General features: G+C 37.6%; 20 protein-coding genes. All 20 read left to right on the top strand.

Features of this window, described 5'->3' with window-relative positions; translation table 11 throughout:
• The first annotated feature begins 85 nt into the window (after positions 1–85).
• The 20 genes from rfbA (at position 86) to B4H39_RS05910 (ending at position 21,638) form a co-directional block, all read left to right on the top strand.
• Positions 86–955 (top strand): glucose-1-phosphate thymidylyltransferase RfbA, encoded by an 870-nt coding sequence (gene rfbA, locus B4H39_RS06005; RefSeq protein ID WP_251420349.1) that lies wholly within the window; start codon positions 86–88, stop codon positions 953–955.
• Between the two features lies 1 nt (position 956).
• Positions 957–1,553, top strand: a complete 597-nt coding sequence (locus B4H39_RS06000) for a dTDP-4-dehydrorhamnose 3,5-epimerase family protein (RefSeq protein WP_251420346.1) — start codon at positions 957–959, stop codon at positions 1,551–1,553.
• A 158-nt stretch (positions 1,554–1,711) separates the two neighbouring features.
• Entirely contained in the window at positions 1,712–2,755 is a 1,044-nt protein-coding gene (gene rfbB, locus B4H39_RS05995) for a dTDP-glucose 4,6-dehydratase (RefSeq protein ID WP_251420343.1), read from the top strand.
• A 15-nt stretch (positions 2,756–2,770) separates the two neighbouring features.
• Positions 2,771–3,670: a dTDP-4-dehydrorhamnose reductase gene (gene rfbD, locus B4H39_RS05990; protein ID WP_251420340.1), complete on the top strand. Its 900-nt coding sequence runs from the start codon at positions 2,771–2,773 to the stop codon at positions 3,668–3,670.
• Between the two features lie 54 nt (positions 3,671–3,724).
• Positions 3,725–4,870 (top strand): beta 1-4 rhamnosyltransferase Cps2T, encoded by a 1,146-nt coding sequence (gene cps2T / locus B4H39_RS05985; RefSeq protein ID WP_251420337.1) that lies wholly within the window; start codon positions 3,725–3,727, stop codon positions 4,868–4,870.
• Between the two features lie 23 nt (positions 4,871–4,893).
• Positions 4,894–5,835 (top strand): glycosyltransferase family 2 protein, encoded by a 942-nt coding sequence (locus B4H39_RS05980; RefSeq protein ID WP_202229666.1) that lies wholly within the window; start codon positions 4,894–4,896, stop codon positions 5,833–5,835.
• Positions 5,832–6,641, top strand: a complete 810-nt coding sequence (locus B4H39_RS05975; RefSeq protein WP_251420335.1) for an ABC transporter permease — start codon at positions 5,832–5,834, stop codon at positions 6,639–6,641. Before B4H39_RS05980 ends, B4H39_RS05975 begins: the two co-directional genes overlap by 4 nt.
• 10 nt (positions 6,642–6,651) lie before the next feature.
• Entirely contained in the window at positions 6,652–7,812 is a 1,161-nt protein-coding gene (locus B4H39_RS05970; protein ID WP_202229670.1) for an ABC transporter ATP-binding protein, read from the top strand.
• A complete protein-coding gene (locus B4H39_RS05965; protein WP_251420332.1) occupies positions 7,809–8,699 on the top strand; it encodes a polysaccharide pyruvyl transferase family protein in 891 nt (296 codons plus the stop codon). The genes B4H39_RS05970 and B4H39_RS05965 overlap by 4 nt, the downstream gene beginning before the upstream one ends.
• A 9-nt stretch (positions 8,700–8,708) precedes the next feature.
• Complete coding sequence (locus B4H39_RS05960; RefSeq protein ID WP_251420329.1) at positions 8,709–10,043, top strand: DUF2142 domain-containing protein; 1,335 nt, start codon at positions 8,709–8,711, stop codon at positions 10,041–10,043.
• Between the two features lie 15 nt (positions 10,044–10,058).
• A complete protein-coding gene (locus B4H39_RS05955) occupies positions 10,059–12,995 on the top strand; it encodes a rhamnan synthesis F family protein (RefSeq protein ID WP_286927539.1) in 2,937 nt (978 codons plus the stop codon).
• A 116-nt stretch (positions 12,996–13,111) separates the two neighbouring features.
• On the top strand, positions 13,112–14,356 hold the full coding sequence (locus B4H39_RS05950) for a glycosyltransferase family 4 protein (protein ID WP_251420324.1): 1,245 nt from the start codon (positions 13,112–13,114) through the stop codon (positions 14,354–14,356).
• Positions 14,357–14,358: 2 nt separating this feature from the next.
• A complete protein-coding gene (locus B4H39_RS05945) occupies positions 14,359–15,234 on the top strand; it encodes a glycosyltransferase (RefSeq protein ID WP_251420321.1) in 876 nt (291 codons plus the stop codon).
• Complete coding sequence (locus tag B4H39_RS05940) at positions 15,227–15,958, top strand: glycosyltransferase family 2 protein (RefSeq protein ID WP_202229682.1); 732 nt, start codon at positions 15,227–15,229, stop codon at positions 15,956–15,958. Before B4H39_RS05945 ends, B4H39_RS05940 begins: the two co-directional genes overlap by 8 nt.
• Positions 15,958–16,323: a DUF2304 domain-containing protein gene (locus tag B4H39_RS05935; protein WP_202229758.1), complete on the top strand. Its 366-nt coding sequence runs from the start codon at positions 15,958–15,960 to the stop codon at positions 16,321–16,323. Before B4H39_RS05940 ends, B4H39_RS05935 begins: the two co-directional genes overlap by 1 nt.
• Complete coding sequence (locus B4H39_RS05930) at positions 16,307–17,251, top strand: NAD-dependent epimerase/dehydratase family protein (RefSeq protein WP_251420319.1); 945 nt, start codon at positions 16,307–16,309, stop codon at positions 17,249–17,251. Before B4H39_RS05935 ends, B4H39_RS05930 begins: the two co-directional genes overlap by 17 nt.
• The gene (locus B4H39_RS05925; RefSeq protein ID WP_202229686.1) at positions 17,248–18,681 is read left to right on the top strand and encodes a lipopolysaccharide biosynthesis protein; all 1,434 of its coding nucleotides are present in this window, start codon (positions 17,248–17,250) and stop codon (positions 18,679–18,681) included. The genes B4H39_RS05930 and B4H39_RS05925 overlap by 4 nt, the downstream gene beginning before the upstream one ends.
• The gene (locus B4H39_RS05920) at positions 18,674–19,813 is read left to right on the top strand and encodes a glycosyltransferase family 4 protein (protein ID WP_251420317.1); all 1,140 of its coding nucleotides are present in this window, start codon (positions 18,674–18,676) and stop codon (positions 19,811–19,813) included. Before B4H39_RS05925 ends, B4H39_RS05920 begins: the two co-directional genes overlap by 8 nt.
• Positions 19,810–20,640 carry a LicD family protein gene (locus B4H39_RS05915; protein WP_202229690.1) on the top strand — a complete coding sequence of 277 codons (831 nt, stop codon included), beginning with the start codon at positions 19,810–19,812 and terminating at the stop codon, positions 20,638–20,640. The genes B4H39_RS05920 and B4H39_RS05915 overlap by 4 nt, the downstream gene beginning before the upstream one ends.
• Complete coding sequence (locus B4H39_RS05910) at positions 20,637–21,638, top strand: glycosyltransferase family 2 protein (protein WP_251420314.1); 1,002 nt, start codon at positions 20,637–20,639, stop codon at positions 21,636–21,638. The genes B4H39_RS05915 and B4H39_RS05910 overlap by 4 nt, the downstream gene beginning before the upstream one ends.
• Position 21,639 lies beyond the last annotated feature (1 nt).

Here is a 21,639-nt window from a genome sequence, read left to right as displayed (position 1 = left end):
TTATGCAATAAAGAGTTGAGGTGAAATGTGAATAAAAATATGCTATAATTATGCTGATTAACTATAGAAAAAAGTGAGGTGACTCATGAAAGGGATTATTTTAGCAGGCGGTTCGGGGACGCGCTTGTATCCATTGACGCGTGCAGCAAGTAAACAACTGATGCCCGTCTATGACAAACCAATGATTTATTATCCATTATCTACACTGATGCTGGCTGGAATCAAAGATATTTTGATTATCTCCACACCAGAAGATACACCGCGTTTCCAAGAACTCTTGCAAGATGGTTCTGAATTCGGTCTTAATCTACAGTATGCTGTTCAGCCAAGTCCAGATGGTTTGGCTCAAGCCTTCCTCATTGGTGAGGAATTTATTGGAGATGATTCTGTTGCTCTTATCTTGGGAGACAATATTTATCACGGACCAGGCATGTCTAAGCTGCTTCAAGCAGCTGCAGCTAAAGAAAAAGGAGCAACGGTGTTTGGCTATCAAGTGCCTGATCCAGAGCGTTTCGGTGTTGTAGAATTTGACAAAGACATGAATGCTGTTTCGATTGAAGAAAAGCCAGAAGTACCAAAATCTGACTACGCTGTAACAGGCCTCTACTTCTACGATAATGATGTCGTAGAGATTGCTAAAAGCATCAAGCCTTCACCACGTGGCGAGCTAGAAATTACAGATGTGAACAAAGCTTATCTCGAACGAGGGGATCTTTCTGTAGAACTTATGGGACGTGGTTTTGCATGGCTTGATACAGGTACGCACGAAAGCTTGCTCGAAGCAGCGCAATATATTGAAACAGTTCAACGTATGCAAAATGTCATGGTTGCCAACCTTGAAGAAATTGCATGGCGTATGGGCTACATTTCAGGAGAGGCTGTGCGTGAACTTGCACAACCTCTGAAGAAAAATGCATATGGCAAGTATTTGCTTAAATTGGTAGGTGATAAATAAAATGGCAGAGAACTTTTTCGGAAAAGAACTCGCAGCACGTAAAATCGATGCAATCCCAGGCATGTTAGAATTTGACATTCCTGTGCATGGGGATAATCGTGGCTGGTTTAAAGAAAACTTTCAAAAAGAAAAAATGTTGCCTCTAGGTTTCCCAGAAAAATTCTTCGCAGAAGGAAAATTACAAAATAATGTTTCTTTCTCACGTAAGAATGTCCTTCGTGGTTTGCACGCAGAACCTTGGGATAAGTATATATCTGTAGCAGATGGTGGACGTGTGTTGGGCTCATGGGTAGACCTTCGTGAAGGTGACAGCTTTGGGCATGTCTATCAAACGGTGATTGATGCCAGTAAGGGCATTTTTGTACCACGTGGCGTTGCTAATGGTTTCCAAGTTTTAAGTGACGCAGTTTCTTACTCTTATTTAGTGAATGACTACTGGGCTTTGGAACTTAAGCCAAAATATGCTTTTGTAAACTATGCGGATCCAACTCTAGGTATCGAGTGGGAAGACCTTGAGAACGCTGAAGTGAGTGAAGCGGATAAACATCATCCTATGCTTGCAGATGTAAAACCGTTGACAGCAGATTTACTCGGTTAGAGTGAGTGTCAAGCAGAGGTTTAGGAGTTTGATTGCTTGTGAAAAAGAGGAGGACAGAAAGTTCTTCTTTGGAAGGGATAAAAAGTGTTCTCTTGATAGAAAACATCTAACATTATCGTTTACAGCAAAACTTTATTAAATATAATTAGGGAAAAACAATGACTGAATTTAAAAACATCGTAGTCACTGGTGGTGCTGGATTCATCGGTTCAAATTTCGTACACTACGTTTATAACAATCATCCAGACGTACATATCACTGTTTTGGATAAATTAACCTATGCAGGAAATCGTGCCAATATCGACATGATTCTTGGAGATCGTGTCGAACTTGTAGTTGGCGACATCGCCGATCCAGAGATTGTGGATCAAGTTGCTTCTAAGGCAGATGCTATCGTGCATTATGCGGCAGAAAGCCATAATGATAACTCGCTTAAGTCACAAGATGAATTTATCCATACCAACTTTATCGGAACCTATACACTGATTCAAGCGGCACGTAAATACGATTTGCGTTTTCACCATGTGTCAACAGATGAAGTTTATGGTGATTTGCCTTACCGTGAAGATTTGCCAGGTCATGGAGAAGGAGAAGGTGAGAAATTCACCGATAAAACACCATACAATCCTTCAAGTCCTTATTCATCAACAAAAGCCGCATCTGATTTGATTGTTCGCGCTTGGGTACGTTCATTTGGATTGAAGGCTACAATTTCAAACTGTTCAAATAACTATGGGCCTTACCAACACATTGAAAAGTTCATTCCCCGCCAAATCACAAATATCTTGTCAGGCATCAAACCAAAACTTTATGGTGATGGTAAAAATGTGCGTGACTGGATTCACACAGAAGACCATTCTTCAGGCGTTTGGGCAATTTTGACTAAAGGGCGTATGGGTGAAACCTACCTTATCGGAGCTGATGGTGAGAGAAGCAATAAAGAAGTTTTGGAAGAAATCTTAACAGAAATGGGACAGGCACCTGACGCCTATGATCGTGTAACTGACCGTGCAGGTCATGATTTACGTTATGCTATTGACAACACAAAACTTCGCACAGAACTTGGTTGGGAACCTAAACATACTGACTTTGAATCAGGCTTAAAAGCCACAATTGATTGGTATACAGAAAACCAAGACTGGTGGAAGGCAGATAAAGCTGCAGTAGAAGCGAAATATGCTGAAAGCCAACAAGTTCTCTAAGATAAAGGAATAGATATGATTTTAATTACTGGTGGAAATGGCCAACTTGGTACAGAGCTGCGCCATCTTCTAGATGAACGTGATGTGAAATATGTTGCGGCAGATGTCAACGAGCTTGACATTACAGATAAAGCTGCAGTTGATGCTTTCTTTGATGAAAACAAGCCAGAATTGGTTTACCATTGTGCTGCATACACTGCTGTAGATAAAGCTGAGGATGAGAGCAAGGCACTGAATGAAAAAATCAATGTTGACGGTACACGTCATGTGGCTGAGGCAGCCGCTCGTGTTGGAGCGACACTTGTCTATGTTTCAACAGACTATGTCTTCAATGGTGATTTACCAGTTGGTCAAGAATGGGAGGTTGATGATCCAACTGATCCTCAATCGGAATATGGGCGTACGAAACGTTTAGGTGAACGCGCCGTGGAAGAATCTGGTGTGAAATTCTATACGATACGTACAGCTTGGGTTTTTGGTAACTATGGCCATAATTTCGTTTTCACAATGCAGAACTTGGCGAAAACACACGATACTTTGACAGTAGTAAACGATCAACATGGTCGTCCTACATGGACGCGTACTCTGGCAGAGTTTATGGTTTACTTGGTTGACAATGATGTCAACTTGGGTTACTACCACCTGACAAACGATGCCGCAGCAGGTGAGGATGTCACTTGGTTTGACTTTGCATCAGAAATCTTGAAGGATACAGATACAAAGGTAATACCTGTTGATTCAAGTGCTTTCCCAGCAAAAGCCAAACGTCCTTTTAATTCGACAATGAGCCTAGAGAAAACAAAAGCGACGGGCTTTGACATTCCAACATGGCAAGAAGCTTTAGCTCAGATGCTTGCGAAAGGTGATTTACGCCCAGATAAAACAGGTGTAAAAGGAGATATTAATAAGAAATAAAGCGCTATTCTGTCGGAAACGGCAGAATTCTCGTTTTGAGAGGCTATCAATATTATGATAAAACACATTTTTATCATAGGGAGTCGTGGACTTCCTGCAAAATATGGCGGTTTTGAAACTTTTGTGGAAGAGCTCGTCAAACATAAAAAAAATGAAAACATTAAATATCATGTAGCTTGTCAAAGCGAGAATTCGGATTTGACGAGTCTTTCTGATGGACATTTTGATTATTTAGGGGCCGATTGCTTTGTGATTGATGTGCCTAATATAGGTGCTGCTCGTGTTATTGCATATGATATTCTAGCTATAAGAAAATCTCTTGAAATCATTAAACAAGAGGGAATAGAAAAACCTATTTTCTACATTTTAGGTAACACTATTGGTGGAGTTATCGGAACTTATGCCAGAAAAATACATGGCATAGGCGGTAAGCTTTTTGTTAATCCAGATGGTCTTGAATGGCGCCGAACAAAGTGGTCTGCGCCGGTGCGTAAATATCTTAAATTTGCCGAGAGAAAAATGGTCCGTCATGCAGACTTGATTATTAGTGATAATCAAGGGATTCTTGACTATCTACGTGCAGAATATGGGCAAGTAAATAGTGATGTTATTGCTTATGGAACGGAAAAATTCAAATCAGATTTGACAGAATCTAAAACTCTGCTAAAATATGGGGTCAGTGATTATTATTTGATTGTGGGGCGCTTTGTGCCTGAAAATAATTACGAATTGCTGATTCGCAATTTTATGGAAAGTAAGACCACGCGAGATTTAGTCATTATTACGAATTACGAAGGAAATCCTTACTATGAGGAACTTCGTGCTCAAACGGGGTTTGACAAAGATCCGAGAATTAAATTCGTTGGCACTGTTTATGATCAAAATGAATTGCGTTATATTCGTGAGCAGGCCTTTGCTTATTTACATGGTCACGAAGTTGGTGGAACCAATCCAGGGCTTCTGGAAGCCATGTGGTCAACACCAGTAAATATCGTTCTTGGGGTGAATTTTAATCGAACAACTGCAGAGGATGCTGTCCTCTATTTTGACAAGGAAAATTTACTAACCGTTTTGTCAGAGGTTGAGCTGATGTCCTCTGAAGCGCGTCAACGTTTGAAATACAGAGCGAGATCCATTATTGAAGAAAAGTACACTTGGGATCACATTTGTGCCCAGTATGAAACTTTATTTATAAAATAAGTGACTGAAAGAGACCTTTCAACATGCCCAAAGTTAATATTTTAATGTCAACTTACAACGGTGAAAAGTTTGTTGCAGAGCAAATCGAAAGCATTCAAAAACAAACCTTTCAAGACTGGACGCTCATCATCCGTGACGATGGGTCAAGAGACACTACCGTTCAAATTATTGATCGTATTGCCAGTGAAGATAGCCGTATCCAAGTACTCAAAGCTCAAAATGTCGGTGTCATTCAATCCTTCTATGAATTGGTAAAAGCTGATACTGCAGATTTTTATTTTTTTGCTGATCAGGATGATTACTGGCTGCCTAACAAATTAGAAATTATTTTGCGAGAAGCAGAAAATCATGACAACAGTATACCGACCATGTATTACACCGACCTCAAAGTCGTCGACAAAGATTTGACGGTCTTATCAGAAAGCATGATTCGTAGTCAATCTGATCATGCGAATACACAATTGGTCCAGGAACTTACTGAGAACACGGTTACAGGTGGAGCCAGTATGATTAACCATGCTCTAGCAGAAGAGTGGAAAACTACCGATGATGTCATCATGCACGATTGGTATTTGGCGCTTCTTGCAACGGCTATTGGTAAACTGGTTTATATTGATCAACCAACTCATCTTTATCGTCAACATGATGCGAATGTTCTGGGTGCAAGGACATGGACGAAACGCATGAAAAAGTGGTTGCATCCTAATCTTTGGTTTGAAAAATATTGGTGGCTTATCGAATCAAGTCAAAAACAGGCACAGAAACTCTTAAAAGAGCAATTAGCCCATATGTCAGTACACAATAGAGAGCTAATCCAAGCTTACGTTAAATTATTGGACATGCCAAAAGAAAAGCGACGTCAAACGCTTTATCAATATGACATACGGAAAAACAAGGGATATCACACTAAAATTTTCCGTACACTCATCCTCACAAAATTTGCATACAAAGGAAAAAACAAATGAATTTCTTCAGCCGTAGAAATCAAATTCTACTCAAAGAACTGATTAAAACCGACTTTAAACTGCGCTATCAAGGAAGTGCTATTGGTTACTTATGGTCTATACTCAAACCTGTCATGCTCTTTTTGATTATGTATTTAGTCTTCGTGCGTTTTATGCGTTTTGGGGAAGGGACCCCTCATTTTGCAGTAGCACTGCTTTTGGGGATTACAATCTGGAGTTTCTTTGGTGAAACAACGGGGGTGGGAATGCTTTCCATCGTTAGTCGTGGTGACATGCTCAGGAAAATCAACTTTTCAAAATCTGTTATCGTTTTTTCAGTAGTAATAAATGCTTTCATTAATTTAATGATTTCACTTGCTGTGGTTACCATATTTGCTTTGATTAATGGTGTACAGATGTCATGGACAGTCATTTTTGTTGTACCTCTTTTATTTCAGCTTGTACTCTTTACCACAGGGATTTCCTTTATGCTTTCGACATTCTTTGTCTATTTTAGAGATTTAGGACCCATCTGGGAAGTCATCATGCAAGCTGGTTTTTATGGTACACCAATTATTTATCCTATTACACAAATTTCAACGAATCATCTGGATGTGGCAAAGATTCAAATGCTCAACCCAATGGCACAAATTATTCAAGACATGCGCTATGTCTTGACCTTTAGTAACAATACGAATCCTACCTTGTGGCAACTATGGGATAATCCCCTAGTAATTGCCATTCCCTATGTTCTTTCTGTACTTATCTTTGGCTTAGGATTATGGGTATTTAATAAAAACGCCAATAAATTTGCAGAAATAGTTTAAGGAGGAAAAAATGTCAGAAGTAGCAGTAAAAATAGATCATGTAAGTAAATACTTCCGCCTCCCAACAGAAGCAAGTACGAGTCTCCGTACCACCTTGGTGAACCGTATGCGGGGCATTAAGGGTTACAAAGAACAGCACGTGCTTAAAGACATCGACTTTACCGTCGAAAAAGGCGACTTTTTTGGCATTGTTGGTCGTAATGGTTCGGGAAAATCGACGCTTTTAAAAATCATTTCCCAAATATACACCCCAGAGAAAGGGAGTGTAACTGTTAATGGAAAACTGGTCAGTTTTATAGAGCTGGGTGTTGGTTTTAATCCTGAACTTACGGGTAAAGAAAATGTTTATCTGAACGGTGCAATGCTTGGCTTTTCAACAGAAGAAATCGACCATATGTACGATGATATTGTTGAATTTTCAGAACTTCATGAGTTCATGAATCAAAAGCTAAAGAACTATTCGAGTGGGATGCAGGTACGTTTGGCTTTTTCAGTTGCTATAAAAGCTAAAGGTGATGTCCTTGTTCTTGATGAAGTCCTTGCTGTTGGTGACGAGGCTTTTCAACGCAAATGTAACGACTATTTCTTGGAGCGTAAAGCCTCAGGAAAGACAACAATTTTAGTGACACATGATATGAATGCTGTTCAGAAATATTGTAACAAAGCCATTTATATTAAAGAAGGTGTTGTTGAAAAAGGAAATATCCAAGACATTACCAATAAATATTCTGAAGATAATCTCGCAAGAAATAACTTGAAGGGTGGCGATGTAGAAGAAGCGGCCGCAAAAATTACAATTGAACCCACCTCAGCCCTCTCCCTTTCAAAACCGGATGAGTTTTTTACAGCAAATTTAAATGTTGACCTTTACGATAAAACCCTTGATAGGTCGGACCTATTTATTTCCTATAGTCTTCATGATGTGACACGTGGCGGCATTGTTTATGACAGTGGTTCGTTACCCATTCATACTGTAAATACTATTGAAATCCCAATGAGGAACTTCCACAATACAGAGTTTGGTTTAGTGGCAACGATACGGATGAAGCAACGCGTAGCAGAGGATGGTTTTATTGAAACTGAACTTCTCACTGCTTCACCAATGCTCAGTTTTGTTTACAGAGATTCTTCAGACAAGCGAACTTACGGACTTTTAAAAGAAATCAAATGATACCAAAAAAGAAAATCAAACTTTATTCATGGAAAGCTCCAGGCGGAAAACCAAATTTTGGTGACGAACTTGGTCCTGAAATTATCCAAAATTTATTCTCCTACATTGAAATCGTCTACGAATCAGATATTAAGAAGGCTGATATGATTTCTGTGGGCAGTCTGCTACACATTTTGCTTGATTTAGAGCACAACCGCCCAACAAAAAAAATGCACATTTGGGGAAGTGGTACAATCTATCCGCTTCAAGCAAGAGTAGGCTCCATCAAGGAAACCTATCCTTTGCATGAGTTTTCATCGCTAAATTTTTCAAAGTTAAAATTTCATGCAGTACGCGGTAAGTTGACACAACAGGACTTGAAGCTTCCACCACTTCCTCTAGGCGATCCGGGAATTCTTGTAAATAAAGTGTATGAAGAAAGCCAGGTCAAGGAAGATAAAATAGGTATCATCCCTCACTTCGAGGAAGCTGATCAACCACTCATTAAAAAGTTAGCAGCAGACTCAAGATTTAAAATTATTGATGTTTTGCGGGCACCGCAAGCCGTCATTACCGATATTACATCGTGTAAGCTTATTTTTTCCTCGTCTCTTCACGGTTTGATCGTGGCGGATAGTTTTGGTATTCCCAACCTCCACATGAATCTATCAGATCGACTTGTCGGAGGAGACTTTAAGTTTGAAGATTACTACTCAGGAATAGGAAAGCAGCATCAATTGGCAAATCTAAACAGAATTTTAAGTCAAGAATATCACGCGCAGCTTATTGAAGAATATCAGCCTATTACTGACCTTGAAGGAAAACAAGAAGCCTTATTAAAAGCTTTTCCATACAGAAGAATAAACTATATCTACTCATTGCTCGCCAAGCTGAAAAAAAGGTTATAAGGAGAAAAAATGAACATAGCTAAAAATAAAAAATTAAAACTCCCAGCAGAAAAATTCTTTATCATAGTTGTGCTCATTTTTGGTGTATTGGCTACCTTTCTTACTCCGCCGCTGTCAACAGGAGATGAAGGCTATCATCTTAGTTATGCCTATAGTCAGTTTTCATCTACTCATCCCGAAGTGATGTCTAAGCCAAGCCTCCGTGTGATGGAGAATGAGGCTATTGGAGGGGTTACAGGAAGTACAGCAGATATCAGCATCAAGGATACCATTTTCAAAAAAGTTGACTTGGGGAATGACGGTATTCGTTTTAATTTAACGAGTAATGGGAATAGCTTTGTTCCTATCAATCTTATGCACCTTCCAGCTTCGGTAGGTGTACTCATTGCGCGATTGATTTATCCGAGTATCGGAGTGATGGATTATGGGGGCAGATTGGCTAATCTTCTCTTTTTCGCCCTCTGTTTTTATTTTATCATCCAAAAAAGTAAGCAAGGGAAATGGCTTATGGTCATGCTTTTCACGGTTCCTTACCTTATGAAAATTGCCAGCCCAAGCTATGATATCTTTAGCTTTATCGTCTTTGCGATGTTTGCGCTCAATTTCTTAGAATTGACTCAAATCAAGAGCTTCAAAGAATTAAGCAGAAAACAGCGTCTTTATACCTTAACCACAATTTTGCTCCTCTTTTTCGCAAAGAAGAATTATGTTTTCTCACTTTTTGCTCTAGTCGGTCTCCCCATGTTTTACAGACCTATAGTTGCATACCTCAAAAAGATGAAGAGCGCAACAAAATGGGTTTCGTCCTTTATAGTTACTCTCTTGATTGTTGGGACTCTTGTCGTTTTTAATGAAAAATTTGGCTTAGTTCATTTTACAAAAGTCTTTTTTAATAACTATCTCAACTTTGCAACAATGGGAACCAATGCGCGCAGAATGTGGATGATTACCCCAATGAATCTTCCAGACTTTTTCAACATTATCTGGATTCTTTTATTCTGTTGGGTAGCCATGGGAGAGTTTAGACAGGTTTATTCCAAATGGACGACTTGGGTTTCTGGTATGACTTATTTCATCAACTGGGTAGGGATATTTGCAGGAATCTATATTGGACAGAGGACGCTTTCGGCATTTGATGAACTCTCTGGTCGTTATCTGCAGCCCTTTATCATTTTTTTCCTCCCAGCCCTACAGAATTTGGGAGCAAAATATAACATCAAACTTTCAGAAAAAACAGTTGCCAACATTTCCAAAGTTTCTACGATTACGATAATGATTCTTTACCTCCTTATCGTCTTCTACCGAGGCTTTATTCTCAGAGTAAAACCAACAGGAGTTGTCTAAAGAAAGAGTATACCTATGAATGATAAGATTTCAGTTGTAGTCACTTGCTATAATCATGAAAAATATATTGAACAGTGCATAAGAAGTATCTTTGAGCAAACTCATCAAAATATTGAACTTATTATTTTTAATGACGGTTCAACAGATCATTCTGGAGAAATTATTTCTTCACTGCTTCCAGAATCCCCCTTTCCAGAAACGCGCTATTTTTCAGGTGAAAATCAAGGCGTAGTAAAAATAAGAAATGCTGCTCTGGATAGGATTACTGGTGATTATCTCTTATTTGTCGACAGTGATAACTTTTTAAACAAAGACCATATCGAAATCTTGCTCAGAGAGGCAAAAAAACATGGTGATGTAGACATCGCCTACTGTCAACTCTGGGATTTTGAAAAAAAGAGAAATATTTTGCATGAAAACCTAGACTTTTCTCTCAATGATGAATTGGTGCAAAATGTTATTGACATGTCTTCCTTAGTAAAAACTCAGGCGATTGGAAATGCGAGATTTGATGAGAATTTGCGAAGTTTAGAAGATTATGATTTTTGGCTCAACCTCTTTCTCAACAACGGTGCAAGTGCTTATTTTGTGAGAGAAACTAAGTTAAACTATCGCGTACTGGAAGCTTCACGGAGCCAAAGGGATGATTTGGACAGGTATTTTGATGATTATCTTTATATTTTAAATAAATATAAAGATGTCCTTGGAGACAGGTACGCACAGGCAATCAAGCAAAACCTCATAGTTAGTGCGAGCAACTATAGAGAGATGGCAGAGGTTGCGGATGAACGTCTTGCATTAATAAGGCGCTTGGAGCAAGAACTCCAACGTAAAGAATGGGAGATAGAGAGCAAAGAGGTACATATACAAAACATCACCCAGTCAAAAAGTTACAGACTGGGAAGTGCTATCGTGAAAAATATTAAGCGTGTCTCTCATGTTTTACGTCATCCAAACTTGTGGCTAAAAATGCCCAAGAGGATTTTTAAAGCCCTAGGGTTAAAATTCCACCCAGTTCTCAAAATCAAAAAAGAAATACTAAGTCTTTTACGCAATAAATCACGCAAAAACAACAACTATCACAATCCTAAGCGTGTCCTTGTTTACGTCATTTATTCAAACGGTAAAAAGCTTCAGGAGTACAAGCTGATTTTTCTTGAGGCTCTGGCTAGACTGTCGCATAAAATCGTCATTGTTGTCAATGGTTCTCTCGTCCTAGAAGACCAAAAGATCTTGGAGGGCTTTGGAGAAGTAATTCTCCGGCCAAATGAGGGATATGACACAGCAGCATTTAGACAGGGCATTTTGGAGCTAGAAAAAACCGTTCTTTCACAATACGATGAACTGCTACTTGTTAATGACACAAATGTTGGGCCCTTTATGGACTTGGAAATAACCTTTAGGGAAATGGCTGAGCGTAAATTGGACTTCTGGGGTATCTCCTATGGCGAACCCCAAGAAGATTTTACGGGTTATAACAAATATAAAACCATTCCAGTTCATCTCCAATCGTATTTCCTCGTTATTGAAAAAAGTATGTTCACTTACCCAGGTTTCATAAAATACTGGAAAAATATGGACGATACAAATTCGAGAAATAAAGCGATTGGTAAACATGAAACTGTGTTTACAAAACATTTTGAAGATTTAGGGTTTAAGCATGGTGCAGTAAGTAACAACAATGGTGACAGTGCGATGTATATGCATCCACTTGTCATGCTGAAAGATTTCAAAGTTCCTTTAGTAAAATACACAGCATTTTCAAATTACGATAACGACAAGTTTGCCTGGCAAGGCATAACAAGAGAAACAGAAGTTCCTGCCTTAATTGATTATATAAAGTCAAGTACTTCCTATCCCTCAGAAGTTATTGATGGGATAATGGAGGATATCAAGAATACAAAACCCAAAGAGCATATCCTGATTATTGATGGTGTTGAAAATGCTATTCCACAGTGTACACGCTATCGTGTTGAAAATAAAGCTGCACAGTTAAAATCGCTTGGCTTTGACGTGTGGGTAGTAAATGCTTCAAGCTTTAAGATGGGTTATGCAGAAAATGCAAGCCATATCATTATCTATCGTACGGGTTACTCAGAAGAACTAGAAAAGTTATGTCAGCTTGCTAAAAAGTATAATAAGCCTGTTTATTATGATATTGATGACCTTGTTATTGATACAAAATACACCGACTTGCTGACTTATACGCAAGAACTCTCTGATTTAGAGAAACACGCGTATGACAGTGGCGTTCACTCTTATGGGAGGATGATGGCGCTGTGTGATAGCGTGATAACAACGACTCGTGATCTTAAAGAGGAGCTGAAAAACTACAGTTCAAATGTATTATTAAATAGAAACCTTGCCAGCGAAGAACTGGTGAGCCTCAGTCAAAAAGCACTCAAAGATTATTCAAAAGAAGACGCAAAAGTTAAAATAGGATACTTCTCCGGTTCAATCACACACAATGAAAATTTTGAAATGATTAAACCAGCGATTGTTCAAATTTTAGAAAAATATCCCAATGTAGAACTTCACTTGGTCGGTTATATCGATCTCCCACAGGACTTGCAAAAATTTTCAAGACAAATCAAAATGAATGATTATGTAGATTGGAAAGAGCTGCCGAAACTTATTAGTCAAGTGGATATTAACTTGGCTCCTCTAGTGGATAATGTGTTCAATCGGGCAAAATCAGAAATCAAGTGGCTGGAAGCTGCTCTTGTAAAGATTCCAACCCTAGCAAGTAATTTAGGATCTTTTGAAGAAATGATTGAAGACGGAAGAACGGGTCTCTTGGCTCAACCAAATGAATGGTATGAAAAACTAGAAGCACTTATCGAAAGTCCAGAAAAAAGAAAAGCAATTGCCGAAAATGCCTATGATTTTGTTTTAGAACATTGCACAGCTAAAGATCATACAGATGAATTTACCAAGAGTATAAGCGAATAATGTTTGGGGCAGGGAAGACTTAATTTAAGTGCTTTTCAATCAATTTTTCTTACAGAGCCTGTCTTGCTGAATGAGAGGCTGACCATGATTGCATTTCGAATAACGAGGAAAGAACAATGAAAAATATTTTATTCGTTTCTCCAACAGGTACCTTTGATAATGGAGCAGAAATCTCAATTTTTTATCTGATGACTGCGTTAGTTAAACGTGGGAACAAAGTGATAAATGTTGCACCAGGTTATCAAGGGGAGGATAAAACAAGTTACCAAAACAAATTTAAGGCTTCGGGTATCGATACCTATATTCTTCCAGCAGGAAAATGGTGGTGGGAAGATGCACCAGGAGGGCTTCCAGAAGATGCTAAGGTTCGTGCCTTTTATTATCGCGAAAACATTGCGCAAATCAGACAACTGATTCAGGAAAACAGCATAGATTTAGTGGTTACTAATACGGTGAATATGTTTCAAGGCGCGCTTGCTGCTGCGTGTGAGTCAATTCCTCATTTTTGGTTAATCCATGAGTTTCCAGAAAATGAGTTTGCTTATTATCTTGATAAGATAGATTTTATAGCAGAGTATTCGAAAGAAATCTACAGTGTGACAGGGCTTCTGAATCAAAAACTGAATCTTCTCTTTGGAGAAAAAGACATTAAGCAGTTCATTCCTTATAGCGAAGTGGATGCCTCGCCATTAAAAAAAGGAGAAAATATTCGTTTTGTGTCAGTAGGGCGTTTGACCGAACGTAAAAATCAATTGGAACTTTTAAAAGCTTATCACCAGTCTGGAAAAACGGATGTTGATCTTGTTTTAATCGGTGCCGGAGATGAAGACTACAAAATCAAGTGCTTAAATTATATTAAGAAATATAATTTGAAAAATGTGAAGTTGACCGGTCATCTGGATAATCCCTGGGAAGAACTTACAGATAAGGATATTTTTGTCAGCAGTTCGGCTATGGAGACCTTTGGTTTGGTTTATATTGAAGCTCTACTCAAGGGACTTCCTGTTATCATATCGGACAACCCGGGTTACGCGTCTGCATACAAGATTTTTCAAGAAGGAGAGATGTATCCTTTAGGAGATATTGAAGCCTTATCTGAAAAAATGAGCTTGAGCCTAGAAACTTTTACAGAGCAAAAGCAAAACAGCATCAATAAAATTTCGGAAGTACGAGAGAAATATTCTATAGAGTTTGTTTATAAAACGTTTATTGAAGAAGCTGAAAAAGTCCAAGGCAGTGAGAAGAAAGCCGTGCGACATATAGAAAATCTACTCACAGTGAATGCAGACAGTTCAAGTTCGTTTAAGTCTGAAATAAAGAGAACGGTTAAAAGAGTGCTCTTGAAATTTAAGAAACGATAAATATGAATATAACAATTTGTTTGGTCGCTTATGCCCAAAAATTCACGGAAACAGAATCTTTTGCATCACTTGTCAAACTTAGTGATGCAATCAAAAAAAAGCTCAATGTCATTGTATTTGATAACGGAGCTATAGACTATTCAGAGATAAAGCTTTCCCCTCTTTTTCATTCACTCACATATCTTTATAATCCTAATCCTAAAGAACGAGGGACCCGTATAGCATATGAGACTTCTCTCTCTTTGTCAAAAGACGAATGGCTGATGTTGCTGGACGATGATACCTTACTTACAGAAAGCTATATGCTTACTCTGTTTTCTGAGTTAGAAGGTGAAGAAAGAGAGAGTGACATCGTTGCTTACTGCGCGAAAATATATGATGGCACAACACAGATTTCTCCCACAGCAAGTGAGACTTTGGACATGCTCCTCTACCCAAGAGAAGCGGGTGTCTATCACCAAGATATTTCTGGAATATCCAGTACGCTAACGCTGAACGAGTCTTTCCTTGAACAAATCGGTGGTTTTACAAAAGAGTTTCCTCTTGACTATCTGGACCATTGGATCTTTTCAAAAATCATTTCGAGTCATAAAAAGGTCAAGGTGTTGCAATGTAAGCTTAGCCATAAGCTATCAGTTCAAGATTTATCCAGTCTGTCAGAGGAAAGATTTCATAGTATTTTTAGCAGCGAATATCGATTTTACAAAGCCTATAAGCCCGACTTGCTCTGTCAACTTAAAAGAAAATATGTTAAAATGATTCTGAAAGGTCTTTTGAAAAGAGATTCTGGAATCAGATGGAAGTACTTGATTAAATTAATGTTACAAGTGAAAAAGACAAATCCAAGACTAAGAGAGGAATTTCATAGATTTGACTAACAAAGCAAAAATTCTTCTAATCATTCCTGCGTATAACGAGGGAGAAGGCATTGCAGAGAATATCAAAAAAGTAGAAAATTATATTAAAAGTTCTTTTTATGACTTAGATTATGTAGTCATAAATGATGGTTCGACAGATAACGAAGAAGAAGTGCTGAAAGAGAACAAGATTAATCATGTTGAACTCATTCAAAACCTTGGAATTGGTGGAGCTGTACAGACAGGATATATGTATGCCTATAGAAAGGGTTATGATATCGCAGTCCAATTTGATGGTGATGGACAACATGATATCGAATCACTTCCGCAACTGATAGACCCTGTTATAAATAACCAAGCAGATTTTACTGTTGGTTCAAGATTCCTTGATGAGAGCAATTCAGAGTTTAAGTCTTCAAGAACACGTCAAATTGGAATTAAGATTTTGTCCACTTTGATTCGTTTCACATCAAAGATACGTATAATGGATGTTACCAGTGGCTATCGTGCAGGGAATAGAAAAGTTATTGAGCAATTTGTGAAAAGGTATCCTCGGCAGTATCCAGAGCCAGAAAGCTACATGCATCTTTTTGCCAAAAATATTCGTGTAAAAGAAGTAGGGGTAAGAATGTTTGAACGAACTACGGGGACATCTAGCATAAGCCTTTTAAAAGGTGTAAACTATATGATTAGTGTTTCGTTGTCCATTTTAGCAACGTCACTATTAGGGAAGGGTAGAAAATGATGCCGTTACAACTACGAATATTAGCGATTATTCTAGCAGTTTCATTCTTTTTTTATACGATTCATCTTGTTAGAAAAGATAGAGCAGAAATTCGACACATGTTGAAATGGCTGGTTCTAGCGTTAGTTATTCTGTTTGGAGCGCTTTTTCCAGAAGTAGGAAGTGAAGTAGCACATTTCTTTGGTATTCAAACTCTTACAGCATTATCTTTGTTTATACTGGTGAGTATTTTACTGATAATTGTTTTGAAACATCAGATGTCTTTAATATCTGCCGAAAAGCAAATAAAAAATTTAGTTCAAGAAATATCACTACTTAAGAAGAATGTGGAAGAAGTGGAAAATAAGAATGATTCAAAACAATAATATTTTAATCACTGGTGGGGCAGGGTTTATTGGTTCATCTTTGGCTAATAAGCTTCTTCCTAACAACAAGGTTACGGTTATTGATGACCTCTCAATGGGAGATTTTTCTAACCTAAATAGCTCGAGTAATTTAATAAAAATAAAAGGCTCTGTAACGGATAAAGATCTGCTTGAGAAAGTATTTGACGAAAATGACTTTGATTATATCTTTCATCTTGCAGCAGTGGCCTCTGTAGCGGATTCAGTTGCTCGTCCATATGAAACTCATCAAGTCAATTTTGATAGTACAATGGCGATTTTAGAGATTCTACGGAAAAATAAAAAATCGATCAAACGTTTTATTTTTTCTTCAAGTGCAGCGGTTTATGGAGATGAACCGACTCTTCCAAAACAGGAAGAAAGCATCATTCGTCCTCTAACACCTTACGCGGTTGATAAATTTGCTTCGGAAAGAATGGTCATGGTCTATAATAACCTTTACAAAATTCCGGCAAGTGCAACGCGCTTTTTCAATGTCTATGGTCCGAACCAGAATCCTAATTCCCCATATTCAGGTTTTATTTCGATTTTGGTGGATCGCCTGAAAAACCAGAAACCTTTGACAATTTTTGGCGATGGTGAGCAAGCAAGAGATTTTGTCTATATTGATGATGTTCTCCAAGCGCTGCTTCTTATTGCCACATCTGACCAATCTTTAGGCCAAGTGTACAATGTTGGGACTGGAATAAAGACGACTTTGAATGATTTGATTCGCTTTTCCCAAAGCAATTTAGGCAAAGTGGTAGATGTCAAATATGCTGAACCAAGAGAAGGCGATATTAAACTTTCAATCAGTAACATCCAAAAATTAAAGAAAATAGGATATAATCCAAAGTATAATCTCGAAAGTGGAATGAAGAAATACTTAGATTATGAATTTCACAAATGAAAAACGAGTTTAAATCAGGAATATTTTTCACGGCAATTGCTCAGTACAGTACCGTAGTTGTACAACTCATCCTCAATATGGTGCTTTCACGGCTATTGACCCCTGAGCAAATAGGGATAGTAACTACGGTACAAGTGTTAATTTTATTTTTCCAACTCTTAACTGGTACGGCTATCGCACCAGCAATTGTGCAAAATAAAGAGTTGAAGCCTGAAGATTATGGAGTGATTTTTAATTATACAATCTTAATTGGCGTGATTACCTCTCTATTTTTCGGAGTTGTTGGTGGCTTTACATTATCAACAATTTTCAACGACCCAATCTATATTCCGATCAGTTGGTCAATGTCACTTATAATTCTTACTGCAGCGATGAACCAAGTGCCTAATGGTATCCTCAGTAAGGAAAAGAGATTTAAGGCAATCAGCCTTAGATTGGCTGGGGCAAGCATAATTAGCGGGGTAATGGGTATAACTGCTGCATTAATGCATGCTGGGATATATTCATTGGTAATCACCTTTACGATGATTGAAGCAATCATACTTGTGTTGAATTTACGACTGGTAGATATTAAGTTTACAAGGTCAATGCATCTTGGCCCAATGAAGAAAATCTTTTCATTTGTAAAATATCAAACGAGCTTTTTATTATTAAACTACTTTTATCGTAACTTCGATAACCTACTTGTAAGTAAGTTTTTTGGCGCCAAGCCCTTAGGAAATTATTCAAGAAGTTATCAATTGCTATCACTTCCGATAACTGTATTCTTAAGTGTCGTCAATCCTGTTTTACAACCTATTTTGGCCGAACATGAAAAAAATGTCCCTTTAATAAGAGATACATATTTAAAAATTAGTCAAATCCTCGCCTTTATCGCTATTCCGGTATCTGTTTTCTTTTCACTCAATGCTGAACCCATCATTTACTTGCTGTTTGGGAATCAATGGGGCGGAGCAGTCGTGCCCTTGAAATTTTTAAGTTTGAGTATATGGGCACAGATGCTGGCACAGATGATGCCAGCGATATGGCAGGCAAGAAATCTTGTGAGGATCCAATCCTTTAATGGGATAGTTTCTTTAGGAACTATTTGCATAAGCATCATAGTTGGAATTTCCTTTGGTTCAATAGATACTGTGGCAATTGCAGTTTCCATCTCTTATATCATTAATTTTATTATTTCAGGAAGTTTGTTAATGAGTCGCGCACTTGAAGGGAAGTTTCGTCTAATAGTACGAAATCTCATCAAACCTTTCATTCTGGGAATACTACTTTATGCAGTTTTATATTTCACACAAGATTTTACTAATATTTTAAATTCCTTTGTTACCCTTCTTGTGAGAGGAAGTATTTGGCTAGCTTTGATTGTAGTTTTCTTGTACTTCTCTGGCGATTTGAAAAATATAAAACAATTGGTGAAAAATAATGAATAAAACAGTTGCGATTTTTAATGGATATTACCTGCCTCATTTAGGTGGTGTCGAACGCTATACCTACAATGTTAGTAAAAAACTGCACGAGCGGGGCTATAATGTCATTATAGTGACGACTCAGCATAGTGATGATTTGCTTAACGAAGAGGTACAAGATGGAATAAAAATTTATCGTCTTCCTGTAAAAAATATTTGGAAAAACAGATATCCATTTTTGAAAAAGAACGCCTTATATCATTCTTTAATAAAGAAAATTTCATCTGAACCCATTGATTATTATATCGCCAATACTCGTTTTCACCTTCCTGCCTTGTTAGGAACTGAACTGGCAAAGAAAAAAGGAAAAGAAGCAATCGTTATCGAGCATGGTTCGTCCTACCTTACCTTGAACCAGCCCATTTTAGATTTATTTTTACAAAAAATTGAGCATTGGTTGATAAAGAAGGTGAAGAAAAATACTTCCCTTTTTTATGGTGTATCCAAGGAAGCTTCTGAATGGTTGAAAACTTTTAACATACATGCAAAAGGTACACTTCCTAATGCAGTCTCCATTGAAGAGTATAATAACCAAAAGATAGAAAAAGTCCAGGATAAGATTGTTATTTCCTATGCTGGGCGATTGATTCCACAGATGAAAGGCGTTGAAATATTGCTTTCGGCTTTTGAAAAGCTTTCAAAAGAACGAGAGGACTTGGAACTGATTATAGCTGGTGATGGTCCACTATTAAAGGATGTTCGGACACAGTATCAACAAGAAAATATAAAATTTTTAGGACGACTCCCTTATGAGGGCGTACTAGAGTTAGATGCGAAATCGGATATTTTTGTTCTGATGTCTCGGAGTGAAGGTTTTGCGACAGCAATGCTTGAGGCAGCCATGCTAGAGAATGTTGTAATTGCAACTCCAACTGTCGGTGGAGCACGAGATATTATGCCAGATGAAAGTTATGGCTTTATTATCGAAAACAGTGAATCTGCACTACTTCAAACGCTGAGAAAAATCATTGCGGATAAAGAAGAGATGAGACGCATACAGAAAAAAGTCTCTAAGAATGTGGTAGAAAACTTTACTTGGGAACAATCAGCAGAAGCTTTCGTAAAAGTTTTCAAAGAATTGGACGAGAAAAAATGAAAGAGATAACTCAAGAAGAACTTCGTGAAATACAGCTTGACCAACTGGCTTATATCGATACTATTTGTCGAGAAAATGGTATTGAATATACTTTAGCTGGCGGCTCTTTGATTGGAGCTATGCGTCATGGGGGCTATATTCCATGGGATGATGATATTGACATCGAGCTTACACGATCAAACTATGAACGCCTCATTAAGATTTTGATGGAAAAACTCCCAGATGAGAGATATGCTCTTCTTTACTATAAAGTCAGAGAAACTTATCTTCCTTTTGCAAAGTTATATGATACACGTACAACATTTGAAAGTAAAATTGATAATTTGAATAGAGGAACAGGAGTGTTTTTAGATATTTTTCCGATGGATATTTTACCGGATGATGCGGAAGAACGAAAGCAGTTTAAAAAAGAGTTCTTGAAAAAAGCCGTTCGATTAACGGCTTCAAATCCTCATGGTTTAGACTTTGCCAGTGCAAGCAGAAAACTTTATTTTTGGGGGAAGTTGATTTTGTGGATGCCGCAGCATCTCAAATACCGTGGAAAATATCGAACTTTAGCTGAACAGTTAGATCTCTTTATGCAAAAATACAATAATACAGATAACAATCTAGTCTCATATCTGTATACTGGTTATAAAAATGCAATTTTTCCTAAAAAAATCTGGGAAGAATATGAAGATGTAAAATTTGAGCATTTGATTTCTCGAAAACTGAAAGATCATGATGCTTATCTCTCCCGTCAGTATGGCGATTATATGAAATTACCCCCAGAAAATGAGAGAGTAAATCATGAATACTATAAATGGTTTTGGAAGGATAAATCATGAAATTTAGCATTATTATCCCAGTTTATAATTCGGAAAAGTATATCGAAAAATGCGTATCCAGCATTACTCAGCAAACACATCAAGATTTAGAGATTCTTTTAATAGATGATGGTTCAACAGATAATTCTGGAAATATATGCGATGAACTATCAAAGGCTGATTCCAGAGTGAAAACCATTCATCAAGAAAATGGAGGGACATCAAAGTCTAGAAACACAGGTTTAAAAGAAGCCACGGGCGACTATATTATGTTTATGGATAATGATGATTTATGGTCGACTAAAGATGGTTTGGCGGCTATAAACAGCCAACTTCTAGAATCTAAGGCTGATGTTTTAATGTTTGATTCTGCAATTGAACGTAATGGAAACGTAGATCATGTAGGAGAATCTAATTTTTCAAGAGATAGAGTATTAAAACAACCTACAGAAGTCGCTTTGAAAGAATTAATTGTAGGGAATAAATTGGTTCGAGCTGTTTGGACAAAGGTAATCAAAAATGATTTAATAAAAAAATATCATTTGGAATTTCCAGTAGGAATGAGAAATGAAGATACAGCTTTTACAGCAGATTTAATTGCTGTAGCTCAAAGCTACGACTGGTACAATTATCATTTTTACACTTGGATTAAAACAGGAGTGAGTCAAACTTCGCAAAGAGTCTCTCTTCAAAGTATGAAGGATTTAGAAGAAATTTTGGTTGCTAACTTCGATAGAGCTTCAAAAATAGAAAATAAAGAAATAAAAAAAGCTTTTTTATCTTATTTGGCCTATCCATATGTAGTTCTCTTAGGGCAAGCTAAAGAATATCAGAAACAAGATAAAACGGCGAGTCTCCAAATAATAAAAAACTTGGAACAATATAAATTTATCTTAAATATTGAGGGGCATCCCACAGTCAAAAAGATAAAATACATTTATAAAATATTTGGATTCAAAGTAGTCGTCCACCTTTTAGGAAGAGAAATGAATAGAATATACAGAACACAAGGAATTTGAC

It is taken from the genome of Lactococcus sp. UBA7128 (genome assembly GCF_002492185.1).
Classification (GTDB): Bacteria; Bacillota; Bacilli; order Lactobacillales; family Streptococcaceae; genus Lactococcus; species Lactococcus muris.
Note: the sequence above shows the minus strand (reverse complement) of the source record. Positions and strands in the feature narration are given on the sequence as shown.

Bases quoted from the DNA above. Each gene is read 5' to 3' on its own strand.
- cps2T (WP_251420337.1), top strand. From the start codon at position 3,725: ATGATAAAACACATTTTTATCATAGGGAGTCGTGGACTTCCTGCAAAA.
- B4H39_RS05950 (WP_251420324.1), top strand. From the start codon at position 13,112: ATGAAAAATATTTTATTCGTTTCTCCAACAGGTACCTTTGATAATGGA.
- B4H39_RS05945 (WP_251420321.1), top strand. From the start codon at position 14,359: ATGAATATAACAATTTGTTTGGTCGCTTATGCCCAAAAATTCACGGAA.
- B4H39_RS05965 (WP_251420332.1), top strand. From the start codon at position 7,809: ATGATACCAAAAAAGAAAATCAAACTTTATTCATGGAAAGCTCCAGGC.
- B4H39_RS05935 (WP_202229758.1), top strand. From the start codon at position 15,958: ATGCCGTTACAACTACGAATATTAGCGATTATTCTAGCAGTTTCATTC.
- B4H39_RS05955 (WP_286927539.1), top strand. From the start codon at position 10,059: ATGAATGATAAGATTTCAGTTGTAGTCACTTGCTATAATCATGAAAAA.
- rfbB (WP_251420343.1), top strand. From the start codon at position 1,712: ATGACTGAATTTAAAAACATCGTAGTCACTGGTGGTGCTGGATTCATC.
- B4H39_RS05915 (WP_202229690.1), top strand. From the start codon at position 19,810: ATGAAAGAGATAACTCAAGAAGAACTTCGTGAAATACAGCTTGACCAA.
- B4H39_RS05920 (WP_251420317.1), top strand. From the start codon at position 18,674: ATGAATAAAACAGTTGCGATTTTTAATGGATATTACCTGCCTCATTTA.
- B4H39_RS06000 (WP_251420346.1), top strand. From the start codon at position 957: ATGGCAGAGAACTTTTTCGGAAAAGAACTCGCAGCACGTAAAATCGAT.
- B4H39_RS05980 (WP_202229666.1), top strand. From the start codon at position 4,894: ATGCCCAAAGTTAATATTTTAATGTCAACTTACAACGGTGAAAAGTTT.
- B4H39_RS05930 (WP_251420319.1), top strand. From the start codon at position 16,307: ATGATTCAAAACAATAATATTTTAATCACTGGTGGGGCAGGGTTTATT.
- rfbD (WP_251420340.1), top strand. From the start codon at position 2,771: ATGATTTTAATTACTGGTGGAAATGGCCAACTTGGTACAGAGCTGCGC.
- B4H39_RS05975 (WP_251420335.1), top strand. From the start codon at position 5,832: ATGAATTTCTTCAGCCGTAGAAATCAAATTCTACTCAAAGAACTGATT.
- B4H39_RS05910 (WP_251420314.1), top strand. From the start codon at position 20,637: ATGAAATTTAGCATTATTATCCCAGTTTATAATTCGGAAAAGTATATC.
- B4H39_RS05960 (WP_251420329.1), top strand. From the start codon at position 8,709: ATGAACATAGCTAAAAATAAAAAATTAAAACTCCCAGCAGAAAAATTC.
- rfbA (WP_251420349.1), top strand. From the start codon at position 86: ATGAAAGGGATTATTTTAGCAGGCGGTTCGGGGACGCGCTTGTATCCA.
- B4H39_RS05925 (WP_202229686.1), top strand. From the start codon at position 17,248: ATGAAAAACGAGTTTAAATCAGGAATATTTTTCACGGCAATTGCTCAG.
- B4H39_RS05970 (WP_202229670.1), top strand. From the start codon at position 6,652: ATGTCAGAAGTAGCAGTAAAAATAGATCATGTAAGTAAATACTTCCGC.